This window comes from Streptomyces sp. NPDC060232 (assembly GCF_042726555.1).
In the GTDB taxonomy this organism is placed as follows: Bacteria; Actinomycetota; Actinomycetes; order Streptomycetales; family Streptomycetaceae; genus Streptomyces.
The window spans coordinates 208,329-233,025 of record NZ_JBHXAG010000012.1 but is presented as its reverse complement, the minus strand read 5'-3'; the positions used below and the strand labels follow the sequence as shown (position 1 = coordinate 233,025).

Annotated in this window: 22 protein-coding genes and 2 tRNA genes; 11 read left to right on the top strand and 13 right to left on the bottom strand. The window is 69.2% G+C overall.

What is annotated here, in order from left to right:
- Positions 1-35: 35 nt before the first annotated feature.
- Entirely contained in the window at positions 36-1,049 is a 1,014-nt protein-coding gene (locus tag ACFWFZ_RS19735) for a ScbA/BarX family gamma-butyrolactone biosynthesis protein (RefSeq protein WP_387123937.1), read from the bottom strand.
- A 425-nt stretch (positions 1,050-1,474) separates the two neighbouring features.
- Positions 1,475-1,547, bottom strand: a tRNA-Ala gene (locus tag ACFWFZ_RS19730).
- Positions 1,548-1,709: 162 nt separating this feature from the next.
- On the opposite strand from ACFWFZ_RS19730, the gene ACFWFZ_RS19725 reads away from it, so the two are divergent.
- Both ACFWFZ_RS19725 and ACFWFZ_RS19720 read left to right on the top strand, forming a co-directional pair.
- Entirely contained in the window at positions 1,710-2,258 is a 549-nt protein-coding gene (locus ACFWFZ_RS19725; protein WP_030647515.1) for a transcriptional regulator, read from the top strand.
- Between the two features lie 44 nt (positions 2,259-2,302).
- Positions 2,303-3,646, top strand: coding sequence for a serine/threonine-protein kinase (locus ACFWFZ_RS19720; RefSeq protein ID WP_387123934.1), 1,344 nt, complete (start codon positions 2,303-2,305; stop codon positions 3,644-3,646).
- Here ACFWFZ_RS19720 and ACFWFZ_RS19715 read toward each other — a convergent pair.
- The 11 genes from ACFWFZ_RS19715 to dnaA all read right to left on the bottom strand — a co-directional run bounded on the left by ACFWFZ_RS19715 (position 3,633) and on the right by dnaA (position 17,760).
- Positions 3,633-4,949: a hypothetical protein gene (locus ACFWFZ_RS19715; protein WP_387123976.1), complete on the bottom strand. Its 1,317-nt coding sequence runs from the start codon at positions 4,947-4,949 to the stop codon at positions 3,633-3,635. The two genes, ACFWFZ_RS19720 and ACFWFZ_RS19715, sit on opposite strands and share 14 nt — an antisense overlap.
- Positions 4,950-5,071: 122 nt before the next feature.
- Positions 5,072-5,206 carry a DLW-39 family protein gene (locus tag ACFWFZ_RS19710; protein ID WP_208809277.1) on the bottom strand — a complete coding sequence of 45 codons (135 nt, stop codon included), beginning with the start codon at positions 5,204-5,206 and terminating at the stop codon, positions 5,072-5,074.
- Positions 5,207-5,350: 144 nt separating this feature from the next.
- Positions 5,351-5,424, bottom strand: a tRNA-Ile gene (locus ACFWFZ_RS19705).
- A gap of 118 nt (positions 5,425-5,542) precedes the next feature.
- Positions 5,543-6,187, bottom strand: coding sequence for a DUF3566 domain-containing protein (locus ACFWFZ_RS19700; RefSeq protein WP_387123932.1), 645 nt, complete (start codon positions 6,185-6,187; stop codon positions 5,543-5,545).
- Positions 6,188-6,190: 3 nt separating this feature from the next.
- Positions 6,191-8,806: a DNA gyrase subunit A gene (gene gyrA / locus ACFWFZ_RS19695; RefSeq protein ID WP_387123930.1), complete on the bottom strand. Its 2,616-nt coding sequence runs from the start codon at positions 8,804-8,806 to the stop codon at positions 6,191-6,193.
- 43 nt (positions 8,807-8,849) lie between these two features.
- The gene (gene gyrB / locus ACFWFZ_RS19690) at positions 8,850-10,871 is read right to left on the bottom strand and encodes a DNA topoisomerase (ATP-hydrolyzing) subunit B (protein ID WP_387123974.1); all 2,022 of its coding nucleotides are present in this window, start codon (positions 10,869-10,871) and stop codon (positions 8,850-8,852) included.
- A 305-nt stretch (positions 10,872-11,176) separates the two neighbouring features.
- Positions 11,177-11,656, bottom strand: coding sequence for a DUF721 domain-containing protein (locus tag ACFWFZ_RS19685; RefSeq protein WP_387123972.1), 480 nt, complete (start codon positions 11,654-11,656; stop codon positions 11,177-11,179).
- Between the two features lie 89 nt (positions 11,657-11,745).
- Positions 11,746-12,882 carry a DNA replication/repair protein RecF gene (recF, locus tag ACFWFZ_RS19680; protein ID WP_387123928.1) on the bottom strand — a complete coding sequence of 379 codons (1,137 nt, stop codon included), beginning with the start codon at positions 12,880-12,882 and terminating at the stop codon, positions 11,746-11,748.
- 57 nt (positions 12,883-12,939) lie between these two features.
- Positions 12,940-13,815 carry a phosphogluconate dehydrogenase (NAD(+)-dependent, decarboxylating) gene (gene gnd / locus ACFWFZ_RS19675; protein WP_387123926.1) on the bottom strand — a complete coding sequence of 292 codons (876 nt, stop codon included), beginning with the start codon at positions 13,813-13,815 and terminating at the stop codon, positions 12,940-12,942.
- 244 nt (positions 13,816-14,059) lie between these two features.
- A complete protein-coding gene (gene dnaN, locus ACFWFZ_RS19670; RefSeq protein ID WP_387123924.1) occupies positions 14,060-15,190 on the bottom strand; it encodes a DNA polymerase III subunit beta in 1,131 nt (376 codons plus the stop codon).
- Positions 15,191-16,032: 842 nt separating this feature from the next.
- Positions 16,033-17,760, bottom strand: coding sequence for a chromosomal replication initiator protein DnaA (dnaA, locus tag ACFWFZ_RS19665; protein ID WP_387123970.1), 1,728 nt, complete (start codon positions 17,758-17,760; stop codon positions 16,033-16,035).
- Positions 17,761-18,157: 397 nt separating this feature from the next.
- Here dnaA and rpmH point away from each other — a divergent pair, with 397 nt between their 5' ends.
- The 9 genes from rpmH to ACFWFZ_RS19620 all read left to right on the top strand — a co-directional run bounded on the left by rpmH (position 18,158) and on the right by ACFWFZ_RS19620 (position 24,634).
- Complete coding sequence (rpmH, locus tag ACFWFZ_RS19660) at positions 18,158-18,295, top strand: 50S ribosomal protein L34 (protein WP_007265229.1); 138 nt, start codon at positions 18,158-18,160, stop codon at positions 18,293-18,295.
- Between the two features lie 21 nt (positions 18,296-18,316).
- Complete coding sequence (gene rnpA, locus ACFWFZ_RS19655) at positions 18,317-18,691, top strand: ribonuclease P protein component (RefSeq protein WP_078848045.1); 375 nt, start codon at positions 18,317-18,319, stop codon at positions 18,689-18,691.
- Complete coding sequence (yidD, locus tag ACFWFZ_RS19650) at positions 18,688-18,969, top strand: membrane protein insertion efficiency factor YidD (RefSeq protein ID WP_076043740.1); 282 nt, start codon at positions 18,688-18,690, stop codon at positions 18,967-18,969. Before rnpA ends, yidD begins: the two co-directional genes overlap by 4 nt.
- A gap of 3 nt (positions 18,970-18,972) precedes the next feature.
- Complete coding sequence (gene yidC / locus ACFWFZ_RS19645; RefSeq protein ID WP_387123922.1) at positions 18,973-20,076, top strand: membrane protein insertase YidC; 1,104 nt, start codon at positions 18,973-18,975, stop codon at positions 20,074-20,076.
- Positions 20,077-20,091: 15 nt separating this feature from the next.
- Positions 20,092-20,604, top strand: coding sequence for a R3H domain-containing nucleic acid-binding protein (locus ACFWFZ_RS19640; RefSeq protein ID WP_030025736.1), 513 nt, complete (start codon positions 20,092-20,094; stop codon positions 20,602-20,604).
- A 126-nt stretch (positions 20,605-20,730) separates the two neighbouring features.
- A complete protein-coding gene (gene rsmG, locus ACFWFZ_RS19635; RefSeq protein ID WP_387123919.1) occupies positions 20,731-21,447 on the top strand; it encodes a 16S rRNA (guanine(527)-N(7))-methyltransferase RsmG in 717 nt (238 codons plus the stop codon).
- 265 nt (positions 21,448-21,712) lie between these two features.
- Positions 21,713-22,801: a ParA family protein gene (locus ACFWFZ_RS19630; protein ID WP_387123917.1), complete on the top strand. Its 1,089-nt coding sequence runs from the start codon at positions 21,713-21,715 to the stop codon at positions 22,799-22,801.
- Complete coding sequence (locus ACFWFZ_RS19625) at positions 22,798-23,916, top strand: ParB/RepB/Spo0J family partition protein (protein ID WP_387123915.1); 1,119 nt, start codon at positions 22,798-22,800, stop codon at positions 23,914-23,916. Before ACFWFZ_RS19630 ends, ACFWFZ_RS19625 begins: the two co-directional genes overlap by 4 nt.
- A 100-nt stretch (positions 23,917-24,016) precedes the next feature.
- Positions 24,017-24,634 carry a GNAT family N-acetyltransferase gene (locus ACFWFZ_RS19620; protein WP_387123913.1) on the top strand — a complete coding sequence of 206 codons (618 nt, stop codon included), beginning with the start codon at positions 24,017-24,019 and terminating at the stop codon, positions 24,632-24,634.
- Positions 24,635-24,697: the final 63 nt, after the last annotated feature.

Sequence of the window (24,697 nt, the reverse complement as noted above, 5' to 3'; positions counted from 1 at the left end):
TCTCCTTGGGTCGCCCGGATACGGGATACGGGCTCTCAGGCGCCGGCGGTGGCGTGGGAGAACCGGTTCAGCAGCGCCCCGCCGATGGGGCTGGTCAAGGCGAGGTGCACCCGGGCCCGGGCGATCTGGTCCTCCTGGGTCATGGTGATCTCGAAGGCCACCGTGTCCGGGGTCGGCGATTCCACCACCCGTACCAGGCAGTCGGTGGGCAGCTCGAACTCGCCGAAGCGGGTGAAGTCCGTCTCCACCCGCGTGAGCAGCAGCCCTTGCGGCGAGAGGCCGAAGAGCTCGTGCGCGGCGTGCACCGCGGACTGGCGGAAGCCCTCGAAGATCAGTGCACCCGGGATGTGGTCGAGCGGGTGGTCGAAGAGAGCCGGGTTGGCCTGGTCGACGATGACCTGGGTGAGCACCTCGTGCTCGCGGACCTCGGTCTCGGACAGCACGACGTTGTGCGGGGAGACACGGCCCACGGCCACCGGGGGTACGCGGCGCCCCGTGTGGTGCGGCCGGGCGGTGTTGAGCGGGAGCGAGGCCCGGCCCTTCTCCCGCATCCGGTCCCAGGCCCGGCCCGGCATCCACTGGCAGGTGGTGCGCATGGTCGCGGCCTCACGCCCGTCCACCGTGAGGACCATGTCGAGCGTGCTGCCTGTGACGACGCCGTCGCGGTGCTTCAGCCCCGCCTGCCGGGCGTGGATCCGCGCGTGGCCCGGCCGCGCGCCGATGTGCAGGGCGGTGATGTCGGTGACGTTCATCTCGCCGCCGTTGAAGATGAACTTCTGGTCGATCGCGGCGTCGAGGAAGGTGTGGGCCGTGTAGATCGAAGCCTGTCGGAAGACCTCGACGAGGAGCAGCGGGTCGTAGACGGCGGGCGAGGTGGTCTGGTCGCTGTAGTAGCTGTGCACGCGCGGAAGCTGCGCGGCGATGAGGTATTCGTCCTCGGCCACCCGGACCGAGTCCGTGAGGAACACCTCGCAGACGGCTGCTCGGTGCACAAGGGCCCGCGTCACGGTGTTCGCGTAACTGAGTTCGGTGGCCAGGGTCGTGGACATGGCTGAGTTCCCCCTCTTGCATGCAGGTACGTCTCCAAACGGAGGTACGCATACGACCGTACCTTGATCGGCGCCACTCCCACCGTGGCGTACGCCACTCCGGCGTCGGCCCGGCCCGCCGCTTTAGCGAGACTTCAGCCGACCCGAGCCCGCGGGACTGCGACCGAGTTGCCCGCACGCGAGATCCCCGTCGATAGGTGTATCGACCATACTTTCGGACGGCGGCCGACCCGGCAACGACATATGTCCGGCTGCGCCTCGACCCCCGCCCCGGGCCTGCGGGCGCAACTCGGGGAGCGCCGGGCGGGCAGACCTCCCAGGCCCCCGCGCCACCGCGCGCCGCACGGCCGGGACCACAGCCGCCGGCCGGCATGAAAAAAATGCCCTCCTGCCTACGTTTCCGCAGGTAGGAGGGCATTTGAATGTGGAGCCTAGGAGATTCGAACTCCTGACATCTGCCTTGCAAAGGCAGCGCTCTACCAACTGAGCTAAGGCCCCATGGAACTGGACGCACCGGTCCCGCGTGCGGGGTGTGGTCGTTCCGCAGAACAGAGTACCGGGTGTACCCCCTCATCCCGCAAAATGATAGGGACTCCCGCCCTGCGACCACTCTCCGTAAGATGCTCGCGAGGTTCGCACCAGCGAAGGGGAGTAGTAAGAGTGGACGCAGTGCAGCAAGAGGCCACGGCCAGAGCCAGAGAGCTTCAGCGCAGCTGGTACGGAGAGCCTCTGGGAGCGCTCTTCCGCCGGCTCATAGACGACCTCGGCCTGAACCAGGCCCGTCTCGCTGCCGTACTCGGGCTGTCGGCGCCCATGCTGTCCCAGCTGATGAGCGGCCAGCGCGCCAAGATCGGCAACCCTGCCGTGGTCCAGCGTGTCCAGGCCCTCCAGGACCTCGCCGGGCAGGTGGCCGACGGCAGCGTCAGCGCGGCGGAGGCGACCGACCGGATGGACGAGATCAAGAAGACCCAGGGAGGATCCGTCCTCAGCAGCAGCGGCCAGACCACCACCGGTTCCGGCGCACCCACCGTCAAGCGCGTGGTCCGCGAGATCCAGTCGCTGCTGCGCTCGGTCTCCGCGGCCGGCGACATCATCGACGCGGCGAACAGCCTCGCCCCCAGTCACCCGGAACTGGCAGAGTTCCTCCGGGTGTACGGAGCGGGCCGCACCGCCGACGCGGTCGCCCACTACGAGGCGCACCAGAACTGACACGCACGACGGCGGACAACGGATGACGGGGGACGGGCGCAGCGATGGGTGAGGTCTTCGCCGGCCGGTACGAGCTGATCGAGCCGATCGGGCGGGGTGGCGCGGGTGCCGTGTGGCGGGCCTGGGACCACCGCCGTCGCCGCTACGTCGCCGCGAAGGTGCTCCTGCAGAGCGACGCCCACACGCTCCTGCGGTTCGTCCGGGAGCAGGCGCTGCGGATCGACCACCCGCACGTACTGGCTCCCGCCAGCTGGGCGGCCGACGACGACAAGGTCCTCTTCACCATGGACCTGGTCGGCGGCGGCTCTCTCGGCCACGTGATAGGGGACTACGGCGCCCTGCCGCCCCGCTTCGTGTGCACGCTGCTCGACCAGCTCCTGTCGGGCCTGGCGGCGGTGCACGCGGAAGGCGTGGTCCACCGCGACATCAAACCGGCCAACATCCTGCTGGAGGCCACCGGAAGCGGACGGCCGCACCTGCGGCTGTCCGACTTCGGCATCTCCATGCGCAAGGGCGAGCCCCGCCTGACCGAGACGAACTACGTGGTCGGCACGCCGGGCTATTTCGCACCCGAGCAACTGATGGGCGCGGAGCCCGACTTCGCCGCGGACCTCTTCGCCGTGGGACTGGTCGCCCTGTACCTGCTCCAGGGGAGCAAACCCGACTCCCAGGCGCTGGTGGACCACTTCCTCACCCATGGGACCCCGGACGCCCCGCAAGGCGTCCCCGCCGCGCTCTGGGACGTCATCGCGAACCTCCTGCAGCCCGACCCCCAGAGCCGCTTCCGGACGGCCACAGGGGCGCGCAAGGCCCTTGCCGGGGCCGTGGAACTGCTGCCGCCGTCCGCCCCGGACGAGGATCCGGTGGAGGTGTTCGACCAACTCGGCCCCCTCCCGCCCGGTTTCGGCCCCGACGGCCCGACGGGCGCGGCCCCGTCCGCGCCCGATACCGCCTCCGCGTCCGCCTCCGCTGTCGCGCCGCCGCCCACCTCCGGCGCGGCCGCGCCGGGCGGCTCCGCCGCCGTGACGGTGGCCGCGGAGCCCACCCGTACCGACCCCCGCGGTGCTTCCGCCACGGCGCCCCTCGTCCCGCGGCAGGCGGCCGGCGCGGCCCCCGCGCCCTCGTACGGCCCCTCGTATGCGCCCTCGCACGGGCCTTCGTACGGGCCTTCGTACGGGCCTTCGGAGACGGGCAGCTTCCACCTGCCCCCGCCGGGCGCCCAGGGCGCCCCGGGGACGCCCACCGCGGCGGTCCCCGTCGCACCCGCGTCCGCGCCGGTCCCCGCGCGCGGCGGCATCGCCCCGCCCGCGCCGAAGGCGGTGGCGTCCCTGCTCGCCGCGGCGCTGCTGTGCTTCGCGGTCGGCGTCTGGGCCCTCACGCAGATGTAGCGCCGCGCCCCCGCCGCCCGAGCAGCACCCATCCGCCCAGCACCGCCAGCAGCAGCCCGCCGGTGCCGAAGCCGGCGCCCGCCACGACGCGCATCATCGAGCGGGTCCCGGCCGCCTCGGCGGCCTCCGGGGCCGTGAGCCCCTCCTGCGCCGCCGTCCGGTCGTCCGCGCCGACCGCGAAGCCGCCCGCGGCCGGATCCCCCTGGTACGCGGGAGCCTTGGCCGGGGTGCCGGTGACCTCCAGCCGCAGGGTCAGCGGTACGGGTACCGCGTCCTCGGTGAAGTCGGCGACCTTCCCGCCCATCGTCACGGCGACGTAGTACCAGCCCGCGACGCTCACCGGCTGGACCTCGCGGTCGCTGGAGAAGCGGTTCGCGTAGTCGACGGGCGGGGTCTTCGCCAGGGTGACCCCGGCCTGCACCCCGTCGTAGGAGGTGTTCTTGTCCGCGACCTGGCCCCGGTAGGGGTTGTAGAGGGTGACGGCCAGTCCGCCCGAGGCGGAGCTGAACTTCTTGGTCACCTGGGCCGCGGACAGCTCGGCCCCCAGGCCCAGTTGCTGCCCCCAGTCCAGCGGGACGCGGTACCACCGGGTCTGCCCGGGCCGCATCTCGTCGCGCCACACGCCCGCGCCCAGGGCCCGCGCGTCGTTGAAGCCGGTGCCGCCGGTGCGGCCCACCGCCTCCGTGCCGGGCAGCGACGGGGCTCCGGTGGGCAGGCCGCTGGGCGCGGTGGTGGCAGCGCCCGCTCCGCGCCCGGGTTCGCGCTGGACCCTGAGCTCCAGCGGCCAGGGGCTCTGGTCGGAGTCCTTCGCCGAAGTTCGGGTCACCTTCGCGTAGTACACGCCGCCGGGCGCGCAGTCGGCGTCCTCGACCCCCCAGCGGACCCCGGCGGCGGCCAGGGGCACCGCGTCGTAGCCGAAGGTCGCCCGGCCCGTGCCGGCCGGGCAGGAGCGCCCGGTGGTGGTCATGAGCTCCACCTCGATGCCGTCGCTGCCGGAGACCTTGGCGCCGGCCGGCGGCCGGACCACGGCGGAGACGTAGGCGTTGGAGCCGTCCTTCTCCAGGACGAGCCGGTAGACGCGGTCCCCGGGCCCGATGGTGTCCTCGTAGGTCTTCCCGGCCTCGATGAGCGGGGCGTCCGCCGTGGAGGGCTTGCCCTCGACCGGCCGGGCGCCGTCGGCGGTGCGGTAGGGGGGCAGGGGCGGGGGCTGGGGCGCGCTCCCCTCGGCATACGCCGTCACGGGCACGCCTGCCACCGCCATGCCGAGGGCCGCCGCCCACACCGTCGTCCGTACCCGACCCATCACACCCACCCCGAATTTGCTACCGCAAGCCAAATCTTTGCAAAATGCAAGTTTTCGTCACAGAACAGCACAAAGCCCCGGCCGCAGCGGCAGCCGGGGCTTCATGAACTCAGCCTTCGGTCTCACACACCGGAACCAGAGGGCACGGAGTCGGTTGCCTCCGTCCACAGGTCCTGCTCGGCGCGGTCCGCCTGGATCTGGCGGTACACGAGGAGCCCGCCGATGGCGGCCAGTGCGACCAGGAGCAGCTTCTTCACCGCGCGACCTCGTCTTTCGTTGACGTAGGGGACTTCTGGCGCCCAACAATACACACCGACCGATACCGATCGGTGACCTGGCAACCCGCCAACTGGCCCAACGACGAAGACCCCCAGGCCTTGGCCTGGGGGTCTTCGACACTGTGGGGCTAACAGGATTTGAACCTGTGGCCTCATCCTTATCAGGGATGCGCTCTAACCAACTGAGCTATAGCCCCATCCGCGCTGCGCGCTGACTCCTGAAGATTAGCGCACAGACCCGGTCAGGCCAAAATCCGTTCCCGGGGGGCGTCTGCGCAGGTCATCCGACCCCTCGCAGGCGCTCCACCGGAAGGCCTACTCGTCCTCGGCGAGGGTGAGCTCGACGCCGCCGACGAAGCCGGCCGACAGGTTGTAGATGAACGCGCCCAGCGTCGCCAGCGCCGTCGCCAGCACCACGTCGATCACCGCGATCACCGACGTGAAGATCAGCACGCGCGGCAGCGACATGAACGCCTGCAGGTCGAAGCCGTTGCTCTCGTTCGACCCGGTCGCCTCGCTGATGGTGCCGCCGACGGTCGAGAAGACGCCCATGGCGTCCATGACCATCCACAGCACCGCCGCCGCCACGATGGTGCAGATGCCCAGCGCGATCGACAGCAGGAAGCTGACCTTCATCACCGACCACGGGTCGGCCTTGGCCACCCGCAGCCGCGCCTTGCGCGTCCTGGGGGTCGTACGGACCGGCGTACGCGGCTTGCGCTGCGTGGCGGGAGCACCGCCGGCGCGCGGCGCACCCGGGCCCGCGGGCGCCGCGTAGGCCTGCGGCGGCTGGTACGGCTGCGCCGGCGTGTCCGCGCCCGCAGCGGCCTCGGCCCCGGTCTCCTCCGGTGCCTTCGGTCCTCGGGTGTCCGTCACGGTTCCCCCCTGGGAGTCCGCGGCGGGGCCACGGGCACCGTTCGCTCCAGTCTTGGCCGGTCCGGCGCCCGTGGCTCCACTCACGACTTACTCCTCGTGCTCCCCGGCCGAAGGCTGCGTGCCCTCGGCGGCCTCGGCGGCCGGTGCGTCGGCCGCCTCGGTCTCGTTCTCGTCGACCTCGACCTCGTCAGCTTCCTGACCGGCCTCGGCGTTACGGGCGATGCCCACCACGGCATCGCGCTTGCCCAGGTTGATCAGCTGGACGCCCATGGTGTCACGGCCGGTCTCCCTGACTTCATTGACGCGCGTACGAATCACACCACCGCTGAGCGTGATGGCGAGAATCTCGTCCGTTTCGTCCACCACGAGCGCCCCGACGAGCGACCCGCGGTCCTCCACGATCTTCGCGGCCTTGATACCCAGACCGCCACGACCCTGGACGCGGTACTCGTCGACCGGCGTCCGCTTGGCGTAGCCGCCGTCGGTCGCGGTGAAGACGAACGTACCGGGCCGGACCACGCTCATGGAGAGCAGTTCGTCTCCCTCGCGGAAACTCATGCCCTTCACGCCCGACGTCGCGCGGCCCATCGGGCGCAGCGCCTCGTCGGTCGCCGTGAAGCGGATCGACTGCGCCTTCTTGCTGATCAGCAGCAGGTCGTCCTCGGCGGACACCAGCTCGGCACCGATCAGCTCGTCGTCGCTGCCGTCCTCGGTCTCGCGCAGGTTGATCGCGATCACGCCGCCCGAACGCGGGGAGTCGTAGTCCTTCAGCGCCGTCTTCTTCACCAGGCCGCCCTTGGTGGCCAGGATCAGGTAGGGCGCCGCCTCGTAGTCGCGGATCGCGAGGATCTGGGCGATCTTCTCGTCCGGCTGGAAGGCCAGCAGGTTCGCCACGTGCTGGCCGCGCGCGTCGCGGCCGGCGTCCGGCAGCTCGTACGCCTTGGACCGGTAGACCCGGCCCTTGTTCGTGAAGAACAGCAGCCAGTGGTGCGTGGTGGAGACGAAGAAGTGGTCGACCAGGTCGTCCTGCTTCAGCTTCGTGCCGCGCACGCCCTTGCCGCCGCGCTTCTGCGAGCGGTAGTCCTCGGTCTTGGTGCGCTTGACGTAGCCGCCGTGGGTGATCGTGACGACGATGTCCTCTTCGGCGATCAGGTCCTCGATGGACATGTCACCGTCGAAGGGCACCAGCTTCGAGCGCCGGTCGTCGCCGAACTTCTCGACGATCGCGGCCAGTTCCTCGCTGACGATGGAGCGCTGACGCTCCTGCGAGGCCAGGATCGCGTTGTACTCGTTGATCTTGGCCTGGAGCTCGTCGTGCTCGGCGACGATCTTCTGGCGCTCCAGGGCCGCGAGGCGGCGCAGCTGCATCTCCAGGATCGCGTTCGCCTGGATCTCGTCGATCTCCAGGAGGCCCATCAGGCCCTCGCGCGCGATCTCGACCGTGTTGCTGCGCCGGATCAGCGCGATGACCTCGTCGATCGCGTCCAGCGCCTTGAGCAGACCGCGCAGGATGTGCGCCCGCTCCTCCGCCTTACGCAGGCGGAAGCGCGTGCGCCGGACGATGACCTCGATCTGGTGCGTCACCCAGTGGCGGATGAAGGCGTCGATCGACAGCGTGCGCGGCACGCCGTCCACCAGCGCCAGCATGTTCGCGCCGAAGTTCGTCTGCAGGTCGGTGTGCTTGTAGAGGTTGTTCAGCACGACCTTGGCGACGGCGTCGCGCTTGAGGACGATCACCAGGCGCTGGCCGGTCCGCGAGGAGGTCTCGTCGCGGACGTCGGCGATGCCGCCGACCTTGCCGTCCTTGACCAGGTCCGCGATCTTCTGCGCCAGGTTGTCGGGGTTGGTCTGGTACGGCAGCTCCGTGACCACCAGGCACTGGCGGTTCTGGATCTCCTCCACCTCCACCACCGCGCGCATCGTGATGGAGCCGCGACCGGTCCGGTACGCCTCCTCGATGCCCTTGCGGCCCACGACCAGGGCGCCCGACGGGAAGTCCGGGCCCTTGATCCGCTCGATGAGCGCGTCCTGGAGCTCCTCGTGCGAGGCCTCCGGGTTGGCCAGGTACCACTGCGCGCCGTCCGCGACCTCGCGGAGGTTGTGCGGCGGGATGTTGGTCGCCATGCCGACCGCGATGCCCGCGCTGCCGTTGACCAGCAGGTTCGGGAAGCGCGCCGGGAGGACCGTGGGCTCCTGGTTGCGGCCGTCGTAGTTGTCCTGGAAGTCGACGGTCTCCTCGTCGATGTCCCGGAGCATCTCCATGGCCAGCGGCATGAGCTTGCACTCGGTGTAGCGCATCGCGGCCGCCGGGTCGTTGCCCGGGGAGCCGAAGTTGCCGTTGGAGTCCACCAGCGGCATGCGCATCGACCACGGCTGGGCCAGGCGGACCAGGGCGTCGTAGATCGAGCTGTCACCGTGCGGGTGGTAGGTGCCCATGACGTCGCCGACGACGCGGGCGCACTTGTAGAAGCCCTTCTCGGGCCGGTAGCCGCCGTCGTACATCGCGTACAGCACGCGGCGGTGCACCGGCTTGAGGCCGTCGCGCACGTCCGGCAGGGCGCGCGAGACGATGACGGACATCGCGTAGTCGAGGTAGGAGCGCTGCATCTCCGTCTCGAGCCCGACGGGCTCGATGCGCAGCACGGGCTGCTCCTCCGCGGCGTTCTCGGCGTTCTTTGCGGGCTGGGTGGTTTCGTCGGCCATTGCTGGTCAGAAGTCCTTTCAGGCGGCGGTCAGCGGAGCCGACTCAGATGTCGAGGAAGCGGACGTCCTTGGCGTTGCGCTGGATGAAGGAGCGCCGCGCCTCGACGTCCTCACCCATCAGCACCGAGAACAGGTCGTCGGCCTGCGCCGCGTCGTCGAGGGTGACCTGGCCGAGGACACGGTGGTCCACGTCCATGGTGGTGACGCGCAGTTCCTCGGCGTTCATCTCGCCCAGACCCTTGAAGCGCTGGATCGAGTCTTCCTTGATCCGCTTGCCGTTCTGCTTGCCGAGTTCCACCAGCGCGTCGCGCTCGCGGTCCGAGTACGCGTACTCGAAGTCGTCGCGGCCCCACTTGATCTTGTAGAGCGGGGGACGGGACAGGTACACGTGACCGGCCTCGACCAGCGGCCGCATGAAGCGGAAGAGGAAGGTCAGCAGCAGGGTGTTGATGTGCTGGCCGTCGACGTCGGCGTCCGCCATCAGGATGATCTTGTGATAGCGGAGCTTCTCGATGTCGAAGTCCTCGTGCACACCGGTACCGAAGGCGCTGATCAGCGCCTGGACCTCGGTGTTCTGCAGGATCTTGTCGATGCGCGCCTTCTCGACGTTCAGGATCTTGCCGCGGATCGGCAGGATGGCCTGGTACATCGGGTTGCGGCCGGACTTCGCCGAACCGCCGGCGGAGTCACCCTCGACGATGAAGATCTCGCACTTGGTCGGGTCGTTCGACTGGCAGTCGGACAGCTTGCCCGGCAGCGAGGCGCTCTCCAGCAGGCCCTTGCGGCGCGTAAGGTCACGGGCCTTGCGGGCCGCGACGCGCGCGGTGGCCGCCTGGATCGACTTGCGGACGATGTCCGCGGCCTCGACCGGGTTGCGGTCGAACCAGTCGTTCAGGTGCTCGTGGACGACCTTCTGCACGAAGGTCTTGGCCTCCGTGTTGCCCAGCTTGGTCTTCGTCTGGCCCTCGAACTGCGGCTCGCCCAGCTTGACCGAGATGATCGCCGTCAGACCCTCGCGGATGTCCTCGCCGGCGAGGTTGTCGTCCTTCTCGCGCAGCAGCTTCTTGTCACGCGCGTAGCGGTTGACCAGACCGGTCAGCGCCGCGCGGAAGCCCTCCTCGTGGGTGCCGCCCTCGTGCGTGTGGATCGTGTTCGCGAAGGAGTAGACACCCTCGGTGTACTGCGAGTTCCACTGCATCGCGATCTCGACCGAGAGCATGCGCTCCTTGTCCTCGGCCTCGACGTCGATGACGGTGGGGTGGATCAGCTCGCCCTTGCGCGAGTTGAGGTACTTCACGAAGTCGACGATGCCGCCCTCGTAGTAGTACTTCACGGTGCGCGCCGAGGGCTCCGCCGTGTCCGCGTCGGGGTCGTCCGCGCCGACGGTCGCCTTCGCGGACTCGCGCTCGTCGGTCAGCGACAGGGTGAGGCCCTTGTTGAGGAAGGCCATCTCCTGGAAGCGCCGCGACAGCGTCTCGAAGGAGTACTCGGTCGTCTCGAAGATGTCGCCGTCGGCCCAGAAGGTCACCGAGGTGCCGGTCTCCGCCGTCTCCTCGTTCCTGGCCAGCGGGGCCGTCGGGACGCCCAGCTTGTAGTCCTGGGTCCAGCGGTGGCCGTCCGTCTTGACCTCGACCGCGACCTTGGTCGACAGGGCGTTCACGACGGACACGCCGACGCCGTGCAGACCACCGGAGACGGCGTAGCCGCCGCCGCCGAACTTGCCGCCCGCGTGCAGCACCGTCAGGACGACCTCGACGGCCGGCTTCCCCTCGGACGGAACGATGCCGACCGGGATACCGCGGCCGTTGTCCACGACGCGCACACCGCCGTCGGCGAGGATCGTCACGTCGATGGTGTCCGCGTGCCCGGCCAGCGCCTCGTCGACCGAGTTGTCGACGACCTCGTAGACGAGGTGGTGCAGACCACGCTCACCCGTCGAGCCGATGTACATACCCGGCCGCTTGCGGACCGCGTCCAGGCCCTCAAGGACCTGGATCGCACTGGCGTCGTAATTCTTCTCGTTGGAGTCGCCGGAATCGGCCACGAAGCGCCCTTTCTGGCACAGCGCAGCCCGTGCTCCGGACCCAGCAAGTGCGCCAGCGGAGCGGCCGCGTCGATCTGCGTTGTCTGCGTGATCCCGCAAATGGGCGGGATTTCCTCCAGTCTACCGGTACCACGGACATGAATGGGGGTTTGCCGGTACCTGAGTCCGCATGTGCCGCCCTGAACCTCCTCTCTCCGACTCCCCACATCCGGGGAGGGGCTCAAAGAGGCTCACGCGGGCATCCAGCGCTTCGGCCTGTCAACCTCCGGCTACCGTGAGGGACGCCACCCGCCGACGCGGGCACGACAGCGGCCCGCGGGTGCTACTCACCCGTAGGTATCGCCGGGTCCCGTGCTCCCCGGAGCCCGCCAGGGCCCGTACCCCTTCGGGCGTCCGCCCGGTCCCTGCACCTTGATCACGCGGACCGTGCCCTGCCCCAGATCCGCGTTCAACCGCGCCACCAGCTGCGGGGCCAGCAGCTTCAGCTGCGCCGCCCACGCCGAGGAGTCGCACCTCACGACAAGCTCACGGTTCTCGTAGCGCTGCGGTTCACAGTGCGCCGCGATCTCCGGGCCGACGATCTGCGCCCAGCGCTCCATCACGCCCGCCACCGCCATCGGCATCTCCCACCCGCGCTCGGTGCGCAGCCGGTCCAGCGCCGCCATCAGCGGCATCGGGTCCCGGCCGTCCGCGCGGGCGCCCGAGCGCAGCCCCGGATGCTGCTGGCGCTTCTTGCCGCCCGCCGCGTTGCCCCGGGCCCGCGCCTGCTCGCGCGCCGCCGCGAGGGCCTGGCGCGCCAGGTCCACCCCGGAGGCCTCCGGCGCCTTGCGGCCCTGCCGCGGATCCCTGCCCTGCTGCGCGTCCTTGCCGGGCTGGGGATCCTTGCCGTGCTCGTTCACAACCGGGTCACCTCACCGCCGGACACCCCGAACCGCGCACCCGCCAGCACGCCGGGGACGTCGTCGTCCACGGCCGCCGTCACCAGCACCTGCTCGCCGGGCGCCACCAGCTCCGCCAGCCGCTCCCGGCGCCGCGCGTCCAGTTCCGCGAACACGTCGTCCAGGATCAGCACCGGCTCGCTGCCCTCCGAGCGCAGCAGCTCGTAGGAGGCCAGCCGCAGCGCCAGCGCGTACGACCAGGACTCGCCGTGGCTGGCGTAGCCCTTGGCGGGCAGCTCCCCCAGCCGCAGCAGCACGTCGTCGCGGTGCGGGCCGACCAGGGTCACGCCGCGCTCGATCTCCTGCTTGCGCACCTCGCCGAGAGCGGCCAGGAGCACCTCGTACAGGGCCTCGCGGGTGCGCGCCGCCCCGCTGTCGACGGGCTCGCCGGCCGAGCACTTGTACGCGAGCCCCAGCGGGCCGCCGCCGGGCGCGAGCTGCTCGTACGCCTTGTCCGCCAGCGGCAGCAGCGTCGCGATCAGGTCGAGGCGCTGCGCCAGCAGCTCCGCGCCCGCGCGCGCCAGGTGCTGGTCCCACACGTCGAGGGTGGACAGGTCCATCGAGCGGCCGCCGTGCCGGCGGGCCATCGCCGCGGACTTCAGCAGGGTGTTGCGCTGCTTGAGCACGCGCTCGTAGTCCGAGCGGACCCCGGCCATCCGCGGGGAGCGCGCCGTGACCAGCTCGTCGAGGAACCTGCGCCGCTCGCCCGGGTCGCCCTTGACCAGGGCCAGGTCCTCCGGCGCGAACAGCACCGTCCGCACGATCCCCAGGACGTCCCGCGGCCTGACCTGCGAGGACCGGTTGATCCGGGCCCGGTTGGCACGGCCGGGGTTCAGCTCCAGCTCGACCAGCTGCCGGCGCTCGCCCTGGGTGACGGCCGCGCGGATCACGGCCCGCTCCGCGCCCATCCGTACGAGCGGGGCGTCCGAGGAGACGCGGTGGCTGCCCAGGGTCGCCAGGTAGCCGACCGCCTCGACGAGGTTGGTCTTGCCCTGGCCGTTGGGCCCCACGAAAGCGGTGACGCCCGGGTCGAGGGGTACCTCGGCCCGGGCGTACGAGCGGAAGTCGGCCAATGAGAGATGCGAGACATGCATACGGCGCCGACCTCCCCCGGCTTTCCACTGCTCTTTTGGTGCTGTGCTGCTGAACTGCTACTTCTTCTCGACCGCGTGGCCGCCGAACTGGTTGCGCAGCGCGGCGATCATCTTCATCTGCGGGGAGTCGTCCTGCCGCGAGGCGAACCGCGCGAACAGCGACGCCGTGATCGCGGGCAGCGGTACGGCGTTGTCGATCGCCGCCTCCACCGTCCAGCGGCCTTCGCCCGAGTCCTGGGCGAAGCCGCGCAGCTGCTCCAGGTGCTCGTCCTCGTCGAGGGCGTTCACGGCCAGGTCCAGCAGCCAGGAGCGGATGACGGTGCCTTCCTGCCAGGAGCGGAAGACCTCGCGGACGTCGGTGACCGAGTCCACCTTCTCCAGGAGCTCCCAGCCCTCGGCGTAGGCCTGCATCATGGCGTACTCGATGCCGTTGTGGACCATCTTCGCGAAGTGGCCCGCGCCGACCTTGCCGGCGTGCACGGCGCCGAAGTCGCCCTCGGGCTTGAGGGCGTCGAAGATCGGCTGGACCCGTGAGACGTGGTCCTTGGCGCCGCCGTACATCAGCGCGTAGCCGTTCTCCAGGCCCCACACACCGCCGGAGACGCCGCAGTCGACGAAGCCGATGCCCTTGGCTGCCAGCTGCTCGGCGTGCTTCTCGTCGTCCGTCCAGCGGGAGTTGCCGCCGTCGACGACGATGTCGCCGATCGTGAGCAGCTCGGCCAGCTCGTCGACGGTGGACTGCGTCGCCGCACCGGCGGGGACCATCACCCACACGACGCGGGGGGCCTGCAGGCTGTCCACAAGTTCCCGGAGGCTGTGGACATCCGCGAGGTCCGGGTTGCGGTCGTATCCGATGACGGTGTGGCCTGCGCGGCGGATGCGCTCGCGCATGTTGCCGCCCATCTTGCCGAGACCGACGAGACCAAGCTCCATCAGGTGGTTCCTTAAGCGTTGTGGCCGTCTTTGCCGGGGCTGCCCCGGCGGTGTCCGCGCGGGACGGGCGGGGCCGCCCACCGGGTCCGAGCCTACGCCGGGCCGTGGCGACGGGCCCCGCGGGCGCTCCATGGCGGCCGGTCCGGCTTCCGGGTTTCCCCGGCGCCCTCCCCAACCTGTGGACGGCGCCGGGCCCGGCCCGCAGCAGCGTGCGAGACCGGGCCCGGCGCCGACGGGTGGAGCGTCAGCCGGAGAGGCGCACCGGCATGATCAGGTACTTGTAGGACTCGTCGGCCTCCGCGTCGACCGCCGGGCGGCCGCTGAGGAGCGCGGGCTTGGTCGACGTGGTGAAGCTGAGCTGTGCCACCGGGGACGCGATGGCGCTGAGGCCGTCCAGCAGGAAGGTGGGGTTGAAGGCGATCGAGATGTCGTCGCCGTCCAGCTGGGCGTCGACCCTTTCCACAGCCTGTGCGTCGTCGGAGGAACCGGCCTCCAGGATCAGCACGCCCTGCTCGAAGCTCAGGCGGACCGGGGTGTTGCGCTCGGCCACCAGGGCGACACGCTTGACGGCCTCGACGAAGGGCGCGGTCTCGATCACGGCGACGGAGTTGAACTCGGTCGGGAAGAGCGTCCGGTACTTGGGCAGGTCGCCCTCAAGGAGCCGGGTGGTCGTGCGGCGGCCGGCGCCCTCGAAACCGATCAGGCCTTCGCCCGCACCGGAGCCGGAAAGCGCCAGAGTGACGGTGTCACCGCTGGTCAGCGAGTTGGCGATCTCCTGCAGCGTCTTGGCGGGCACCAGGGCCACGGCCGACGCGTCCGGGTTCTCCGGCTTCCACAGGAACTCGCGGACCGCGAAGCGGTAGCGGTCGGTGGAGGCCAGGGTGACGCGGTCGCCCTCGATCTCGATGCGGACACCGGTCAGCACAGGCAGCGTGTCGTCGCGGCCGGCGGCCGTGGCGACCTGCTTGGCGGCGGCGGCGAAGACCTCGCCGGGCACGGTGCCGGTCGCGGTCGGCATCTGCGGCAGGGCCGGGTACTCCTCCACAGGCAGGGTGTGGAGTGTGAACCGCGAGGAGCCGCAGACCACGGTCGCCCGTACACCGTCTGTGGAAATCTCCACCGGGCGGTTGGGGAGGGCGCGGCAGATGTCGGCGAGCAGCCGGCCGGAGACCAGGACGGTGCCGTCCTCCTCCACGTCCGCCTCGACGGAGACGCGGGCCGAGACCTCGTAGTCGAAGCCGGAGAGGCTCAGAGTGCCTTCCTCGGCCTTGAGCAGCAGGCCCGCGAGAACGGGCACCGGCGGCCGGGCCGGGAGGCTGCGGGCCGCCCAGGCCACCGCCTCCGCGAGTACGTCGCGCTCCACCCGGATCTTCACCGGAACCGCCTCCTGCTGTTGCTCGCTCGTCTGCCGGCCTTCGTCGTCGGCTCGTCGATGCCTCGACCGATGCCGGGGACCAGTCTGACGTACGGCGCCGACAGTCGGTGCGGCCGGCGGTCAAGTCGGGAGCGAGGCGTCGGGGCGGGCGACCGACGAGTTGTGCACAGGACCTGCTTGAAAACCGAAACCGGGCTAACTCTCTATGGGGGTAGTAGTAGGGCCTGTGGAAACGGTGGATAAGCCCGTCGTCGCAGGTCAGAGTGCGTTTTTTATCCACCGGCCCTGTGGGTGGCACCGGTGGACAACCCGGTGTCCCTGTGGAGAACGAAAAGTTCTGCACAGGCTGTCCCCAGATACGCCCGGTTAGTCCACAGGTGTGTCCCCAGCTTTCCCCCGGTACTCCACAGCCCAAACGTCTACATCCGTGTGACGGCTTTCACTCCGGGCGGTGAGAGGGGGTGGCGGGTTGCCGAACAGTGGACAAGGGTGTGGAGAAGTCCGCAGAAGCTGTGCACAGCATGAGGGAACCTGTGGGGTGGCGGTGGACAACGGCGTGGACAGGCCTGTGGACGAAAGATTCGTCCACAGGCTGTGGATAACGGTTGCGCACAAATCCACAGGGTTCTGACCAGGTCTGATGGTTCCTCACCAGGCAGGCCTGTGGACAGATTGTGGGTGACGCGACCAGTCCCCAGGGTGTGGACGGAAGAAAGTCGCCGAATCTGTGGATGAGTTGCTCCGCGGGGGGCGTATTCGAACAGGTCAGGGGCGCACGCACGAAGAAGGGCGCCCCCGTTGTGGACCGGGAGCGCCCTCTGAAATGCGTTTGAAGGGGCCAGTCAGCCGTTCTTGATGCGGTTGGTGAGCTCGGTGACCTGGTTGTAGATGGAGCGCCGCTCGGCCATCAGAGCGCGGATCTTGCGGTCCGCGTGCATGACCGTGGTGTGGTCGCGGCCGCCGAACTGCGCCCCGATCTTGGGCAGTGACAGGTCGGTGAGCTCCCGGCACAGGTACATGGCGATCTGCCGGGCGGTGACCAGGACCCGGCTGCGCGAGGAGCCGCACAGGTCGTCCACGGTCAGGCCGAAGTAGTCCGCGGTGGCCGCCATGATGTCGGTGGCCGTGATCTCCGGCGCGCTGTCCTCGCCGCCGGGGATCAGGTTCTTGAGGACGTCCTCGGTCAGGCCCAGGTCGACCGGCTGGCGGTTGAGGCTCGCGAAGGCCGTGACCCGGATCAGCGCCCCCTCCAGCTCGCGGATGTTGCGCGAGATACGGGAGGCGATGAACTCCAGTACCTCCGGCGGGGCGTTGAGCTGCTCCTGAACCGCCTTCTTGCGCAGGATCGCGATGCGGGTCTCCAGCTCGGGGGGCTGGACATCCGTGATCAGGCCCCATTCGAAGCGGTTGCGGAGCCGGTCCTCAAGGGTGACGAGCTGCTTGGGCGGCCGGTCGGAGGAGAGGACGATCTGCTTGTTGGCGTTGTGCAGCGTGTTGAAGGTGTGGAAGAACTCCTCCTGCGTCGACTCCTTGCTCGCGAGGAACTGGATGTCGTCGACGAGCAGGATGTCCATCTCGCGGTAGCGCTTGCGGAACGCGTCGCCCTTGCCGTCGCGGATCGAGTTGATGAACTCGTTCGTGAACTCCTCGGAGCTCACGTACCGCACGCGGGTGCCGGGGTAGAGGCTCCGCGCGTAGTGCCCGATGGCGTGCAGCAGGTGCGTCTTGCCGAGGCCCGACTCCCCGTAGATGAAGAGGGGGTTGTAGGCCTTCGCCGGCGCTTCGGCCACGGCCACCGCGGCGGCGTGCGCGAAGCGGTTGGACGCACCGATGACGAAGGTGTCGAAGAGGTACTTGGGGTTCAGCCGGGCGGTCGGCTCCAGCGGGCCCGACGTGGAGCCGCCGGACGGGGCCGGGGGCGCCGCGGGGCGGCCGGGGGCCGGGCGGGGCGCCGGCTGCTCGTATGGGTGGGGCTGGTGTGACTGCTGCTGCTCGTACGGGGACTGCTCGTACTGCTGCTGGTCGAAGGAGCCTTGGTCGTACTGCTGCTGGTCGTAGCCCGAGGGCTCGGCCTGCTGGAGGTAGCCCGGCTGGGGCGAGGCGTAGGGGTCGCGCTCGGGGAAGCCGCCCAGGCGCGGCTGCTGCCAGCCGTAGTCGTCCTGCTGGCCGCCGCGGGGCCATGCGCCCGGCTCGGGGCGCGGCTGCTGGTAGTCCGGATAGGCCGGACGGGCCGTGGGGAGCTGGTCGTCCGAGGGGCCGCCGCCGCCCGGGCGCTGGCCGCCGTAGGGCTCGTAGCCGCCGGGCTGCTGGACGGTCGGGGCCGCGGGGGCGGGCTCGCCGGCGGAGTCGTCCACGGTGATGGCGATCCGGATGGGGCGGCCGCACTCGCGGCTGAGGGCGTCGCTGATCAGCGGGGCGAGACGGCCTTCGAGGACGCGTTTGCCCCATTCGTTGGGGACGGCCAGGAGGGCGGTGTCGGCGACGAGTGCCAGGGGCTGGCACCGCTCGACCCACTGCTTGTCCTTGGGCTCGATGCCCGGCTGTCCCTCCCCGAGGAGCTTCTCCAGCACCCTTGGCCACACTGCGGCAAGATCGGCAGGTACGTCAGCCACAGAGCACGCTCTCTCACAGGGGTCCCACGAATGTGTGGTTCTTTGGGACGGTCGGGACAAAAAATCCGGGGTCAGACAACGGTAGTCAGGCCGGAGGCTGCGGTTCAAGTCGTTGTCCACAGCCTGTGCACAGTGCGGGGTCGGGCAGGCTCGGTTTGACCGGATGGCGTAGCCGCGCGTACCGTAACGAGGTCGAGTTGTCGATGGCTGCTGCCGCCTGCCTACCGATGGGCGAAGGTCACTGATAGTGATCAATTAGCGGTGCCACTCGGGCGAACACGCGAGTTTCCTCGTGGGCGCACGGTGACAGCCAGGCGATGTCCCGCCACAACGATTCATTCTCTGGAGCCCCCGAGTGAGCAAGCGCACCTTCCAGCCGAACAACCGCCGTCGTGCCAAGACCCACGGCTTCCGCCTGCGGATGCGTACCCGCGCCGGTCGCGCGATCCTCGCGAACCGCCGTTCCAAGGGCCGTTCCGCCCTTTCCGCGTAACAACGCGCAGGTCGTGACGTCGTGCTGTCTCCCGAGAATCGGCTGAGGCGGCGCGAGGACTTCGCGAGCGCGGTACGCCGAGGACGCCGGGCCGGTCGCCCACTCCTCGTCGTCCACCTACGTACAAGCGGTGCAACGGACCCGCACGAGTCGGGGGAGATCGATCCCTCGTCGCGTGCGGGTTTCGTCGTCAGCAAGGCCGTAGGCAACGCCGTCATACGGAACCGGGTGAAGCGGCGCCTTCGCCATCTGGTCCGCGAGCGGCTCTCACAGCTGCCCGCCGGTAGCCTGGTGGTGGTACGAGCGTTGCCCGGAGCGGGTGATGCCGGCCCCGACGAACTGGCCCGGGACCTGGATGCCGCTCTGGTGCGGCTCCTGGGAGGCGTGGCTCGATGAAGTACCCGCTGCTCGCTTTGATCAAGCTGTACCAGTGGACGATCAGTCCCCTGCTCGGGCCGGTGTGCCGCTACTACCCGTCGTGTTCGCACTACGGGTACACGGCCATCGACCGGCATGGTGCGGTGAAGGGGACAGCGCTGACCGCCTGGCGGATCCTGCGGTGCAATCCGTGGTCCCCGGGTGGTGTGGACCATGTCCCACCCCGTAAACGCCCGCGTTGGCACGAGCAGCTGCGCAGTGCGTTGCGTAGATCTCGCAATGCTCAAGGAGCCTGATTAGTGGACACGATTGCCAGTCTGTTCAGCTTTATCACTTACCCCGTCTCATGGATCATCGTCCAGTTCCACTCGCTGTACGGGGCGATCTTCGGTGAGTCCAGTGGGTGGGCCTGGGGCCTGTCCATCGTGTCCCTGGTGATCTTGATCCGCATCTGCCTGATCCCGCTCTTCGTAAAGCAGATCAAGGCGACGCGTGGCATGCAGGCGCTCCAGCCGAAGATGAAGGCGATCCAGGAGCGCTACAAGAACGACAAGCAGCGCCAGTCCGAAGAGATGATGAAGCTGTACAAGGAGACGGGTACCAACCCGCTCTCCTCGTGCCTTCCCATCCTGGCGCAGTCCCCGTTCTTCTTCGCTCTGTACCACGTGCTGTCGAACATCGCCGACGGCAAGCCGGTCGGCGCGATGGACCAGCAGCTGGTCGACAGCGCCCGCGCGGCGAAGATCTTCGGTGCGCCGATCGCCGCGAAGTTCATGGACAGCCCGGAGAAGGTCGCGGCCCTCGGGGCCACGCTGACGGACGTCCGGATCGTGACCGCAGTCATGATCATCATGATGTCGCTGTCGCAGTTCTACACCCAGCGTCAGCTGATGCAGAAGAACGTCGACCTGTCGGTCAAGACGCCCTTCATGCAGCAGCAGAAGATGCTGATGTACATCTTCCCGGTGATCTTCGCGGTCATGGGTATCAACTTCCCCGTCGGTGTCCTCGTCTACTGGCTGACCACCAACGTCTGGACCATGGGTCAGCAGATGTACGTGATCAACCAGAACCCGACGCCGGGCAGCAAGGCGCAGGACCAGTACCTGACGCGGCTGCTCAAGCACGCCACCTCGCACGGTGAGGTCAAGGGCCGGGGCAAGAAGAAGGTCGTCGCTGCCATCGTGGCCAAGGGTCCGGACCGCAACGACAACGAGCGGAAGTTCATCACGGCTCTGTCCAAGCAGGGTCTGGCCGCTCAGGCCGACGGTTCCGTGATCAAGAGTTCCGAGACCACCGCGGACGCGGATGCGGCCGGCGGCGCTGCCGCGAAGCGGCAGCAGCCGAAGCGGCAGACGAAGTCGCAGCGCCAGACGCCCAGCAAGCCCTCTCCCAAGAAGTAAGAAGGAGTCCCTCCCGTGACGGAAGGCACCACCACCGCCGCCGCTGAGAGTGGCGACACCCTGACCCGCCTTGAGCAGGAGGGTGAGATCGCGGCCGACTACCTTGAGGGTCTGCTGGACATCGCAGACCTGGACGGTGACATCGACATGGACGTGGAGGCCGACCGGGCCGCGGTGTCGATCGTCAGTGACTCCGCCAGCCGTGACCTGCAGAAGCTCGTGGGCCGCGACGGTGAGGTCCTGGAGGCCCTGCAGGAGCTGACCCGTCTGGCCGTCCACCGGGAGACCGGGGACCGCAGCCGGCTGATGCTCGACATCGCCGGGTTCCGGGCGAAGAAGCGCGAGGAGCTGGCGGCCCTGGGCGCGAAGGCGGCGGCGGACGTGAAGGCGTCGGGCGAGCCGCTGAAGCTGGCTCCGATGACCCCGTTCGAGCGGAAGGTCGTCCACGACGCCGTGGCGGCCGCCGGTCTGCGGAGCGAGTCCGAGGGCGAGGAGCCGCAGCGCTTCGTCGTTGTGCTCCCGGCCTGATCGTCAGCACGAGTGTTCGGCCCCGTCTGTGTCGCAGGCGGGGCCGATGTTTGTCAGCCTGGCATGTGAACGCGGCATCTTGAATACGTGGTCCTCAGAACCACGAGGTACGGAAGGACGGTCCCCGTGACGGAGGCAGCTGAGCTTCCCGAGGCGCCCGAAGAGGCGCGCGCGGTGTTCGGTGAGTTTTTCCCGGAAGCTGTGCGGTATGCGGAGCTGCTCGCGGACGCGGGAGTCAAGCGCGGCCTGATCGGCCCGCGCGAGGTGCCGCGGCTGTGGGAGCGGCACCTGCTGAACTGCGCGGTGCTGTCGGAGGTGGTGCCCCAGGGCGTCACCGTCTGCGACGTGGGTTCCGGTGCGGGTCTGCCCGGCATCCCGCTGGCACTGGTGCGACGGGATCTCAAGATCACACTGCTCGAACCGCTGTTGCGCCGGACGACCTTCCTCCAGGAGGCCGTGGAACTGCTGGGGCTCGACCACGTCACGGTGGTGCGCGGGCGGGCCGAGGAGGTCCTCGGCAAGCTCCAGCCGGTGCACGTGGTGACGGCGCGTGCGGTGGCTCCACTGGACCGGCTGGCCGGCTGGGGCGTTCCCCTGCTGCGCCCGTATGGGGAGATGCTGGCGCTCAAGGGCGACACCGCCGAGGAGGAGCTGGTGTCGGCGAAGACGGCGCTGACGAAGCTCGGTGTGGTGAAGACCTCGGTGCTGCATGTGGGCGAGGGCCTCGTGGACCCGCTGTCGACGGTGGTCCGAGTCGAGGTCGGAGAAAGCCCCGGTGGAGTGAGGTTCGCGGCCAAGCGGGCTAAGGCCGCCAGGACCAGCCGGTCTCGCCGGCGTCGTTGATTCTCTGGCTGTGTGGGGCCCATGCGGAGATTTCGTCTGCGTTGGGCCCTATAGGTATGCATTTCGGAGTGTCGTAGAGGCCTGAAGACTCCGTCCGGGCATCGTGTTTCACGTGAAACGTCGCTCTCTGCTGCACGGAATCATCAGCCGCGGTCGTGCGGCTGCGTCCCCCCTCCAGCGCAAGGAGGCAAGGGGGACGGAGTTGTCCACATCGGTGGATTCATCCACAGGAGTACGGGCCCCGCTGGTTCGCGACCCCGGTGACATGGCAGGCTCTGTTCATCGCGAGCCTGATGTCGAGGAGAGTGACACCGTGCGGTCCGACGCCAACCTCGCGGGGCCGATGGCCGACCCGGTCCCCGGTCCCCGCTCAGAACCGGTGGGGGAGGATGTTTCACGTGAAACATCGCCCCCACCCCTTGTAGACAACGAGACCCCCATCGGTCGCGCCGCCCAGCTGGCGGTTGAGGCCATGGGGCGCTCCGGTGCGGCCATGCCGCGCCCGGAACAGACCCGCGTCATCGTGGTCGCCAACCAGAAGGGCGGCGTGGGCAAGACCACGACGACCGTGAATCTGGCGGCTTCGCTGGCCCTGAACGGGGCGCGGGTCCTCGTGGTCGACCTCGACCCGCAGGGGAACGCGTCCACCGCTCTGGGTATCGACCACCATGCAGACGTGCCGTCCATCTACCACGTGCTCGTGGACAGCCGGCCTCTCCTGGAGGTCGTCCAGCCGGTCGTGGACGTGGAGGGGCTCTTCTGCGCTCCGGCCACAATCGACCTGGCAGGCGCGGAGATCGAGCTGGTGTCGCTGGTGGCAAGGGAGAGCCGACTCCAGCGGGCGATCCAGGCATACGACCAGCCCCTCGACTACATCCTGATCGACTGTCCGCCCTCCCTCGGACTGCTGACGGTGAACGCCCTGGTGGCGGGCGCCGAAGTGCTGATTCCGATCCAGTGCGAGTACTACGCGCTGGAGGGCCTGGGCCAGCTGCTGCGCAATGTCGATCTGGTGCGGGCTCACCTCAACCCGGCCCTGCACGTGTCGACCATCCTGCTGACGATGTACGACGGCAGGACGCGGCTGGCCTCGCAGGTGGCGGAGGAGGTGCGCAGCCACTTCGGCAAGGAGGTGCTGCGGACGAGCATCCCCCGGTCGGTGCGTATTTCCGAAGCGCCGAGCTATGGGCAGACGGTGCTCACGTATGACCCGGGTTCCAGTGGTTCCCTCTCCTATCTGGAGGCGGCGCGAGAGATCGCGTATCGGGGGGTCGGTATGCAGTACGAGTCCCAGCACGCCCATCTGGGCGCGGGAATGAACAGCACGCAGAGTGTGGCGGAGGGGAACCAGTGAGCGAGCGACGTAGAGGGCTGGGACGGGGGCTCGCTGCTCTGATCCCGCAGGCTCCACAGGAGAAAACGCTGCCGACGAGCGGTGCCGGTTCCACCTCGCCGACGGCGGTACCGGATCTGCCGTCCGAGCGCGGGATCGCGGCGGCGAAGCTCGCGGCACTGGCGCAGGCCGATGTTTCACGTGAAACATCGCTGGCGGTCGTCACGGTGGACGAGCCGGCGACAGGTCTTGGGTCGGAGCCGGAGCCGGAGCCGGAGCCTGAGGCGAACGTGGTGGCGGGAGCGATGTTCGCGGAGCTTCCGATGGACACGATCACGCCGAACCCGCGGCAGCCGCGCGAGGTGTTCGACGAGGATGCGCTCGCCGAGCTGGTCACCTCCATTCAGGAGGTGGGTCTGCTCCAGCCGGTGGTGGTGCGACAGTCGGCTCCCGGCCGCTATGAGCTGATCATGGGTGAGCGGCGCTGGCGTGCCTGTCGGGAAGCCGGGCTGGAGGCCATTCCGGCGATCATCCGTGCGACGGATGACGAGAAGCTCCTGTTGGACGCGCTGCTGGAGAACCTGCACCGGGCTCAGCTCAACCCGCTGGAAGAGGCTGCGGCCTATGACCAGCTGCTCCAGGACTTCAACTGCACGCATGACCAGCTGGCCGACCGGATCGGTCGTTCGCGGCCCCAGGTGTCGAACACCCTGCGACTGCTGAAGCTGTCGCCGCCGGTGCAGCGTCGGGTGGCCGCCGGGGTGCTCTCCGCGGGGCACGCTCGGGCGCTGCTCTCGGTGGAGGACTCCGCGGAGCAGGACAAGCTGGCCCATCGCATTGTGGCCGAGGGTTTGTCGGTGCGTGCGGTCGAGGAGATCGTGACGCTGATGGCCTCGGAGCCGTCGAGCGCCGTCAAGCCGAAGGGTCCGCGTGCCGGAGCCCGGGTGTCCCCGGCACTCAACGAGCTGGCGACGCGGCTGTCGGACCGGTTCGAGACCCGGGTGAAGGTGGATCTGGGCCAGAAGAAGGGCAAGATCACCGTCGAGTTCGCTTCGATGGAGGACCTAGAGCGGATTTTGGGGACGTTGGCACCGGGCGAAGGACGGGTGCTGGATCAGGGCCTCGCCGGGGAGTGATCTCCGGGGTGGCCGAGGGGCGGATCGTGCTGGTGTGAACCGGCGGTCCGCCCCTTTGCTTGCTGTCGAAGAACGATGGACCAGTGGATACGATGCCGTCATGGGTCGTCGGCTGGTACCGCTCACGCTGGACAACCTCCAGGATCTGCCCCGACGTTGCCGGTCCTGCGTCTTCTGGGAACTGGATCCGGTCAGCGGTGAGGCCGCCGTGAAGGCGGGCACTTCGGCGACGGAGAAGGAGGCATGGATCTCCGCTGTGCTGCTGGAGTGGGGGTCCTGTGGCCGTGTGGTCTATGTGGATGACGTTCCGGTGGGCTTCGTCTTGTACGCCCCGCCGGCCTACGTCCCGCGGGCCACTGCTTTCCCAACGAGTCCGGTCTCGCCGGACGCCGTCCAGCTGATCACCGCGTGGATCATGCCCGGGTACCAGGGGCAGGGGCTGGGCCGGGTCATGGTGCAGACGGTGGCCAAGGACCTCCTGCGCAGGGGGTTCCGGGCGATCGAGGCCTTCGGGGACGCACGGTGGGAGGGGCCCGCCTGCCTGCTGCCGGCAGACCATCTGCTGGCGGTGGGGTTCAAAACCGTACGCCCGCATCCGGCCCATCCCCGACTGCGACTGGAACTGCGGTCCACCCTGTCCTGGAAGGAAGACGTCGAGCTGGCGCTGGACCGGTTGCTGGGCGCGGCGCGCAAGGAGCCGGCGCTGCGACCGCTCTGAGTACCGAAAACGGAGAACGGGCCCGCCCCTTGAGGGGCGGGCCCGTTTCGCGTGAAACGTCGG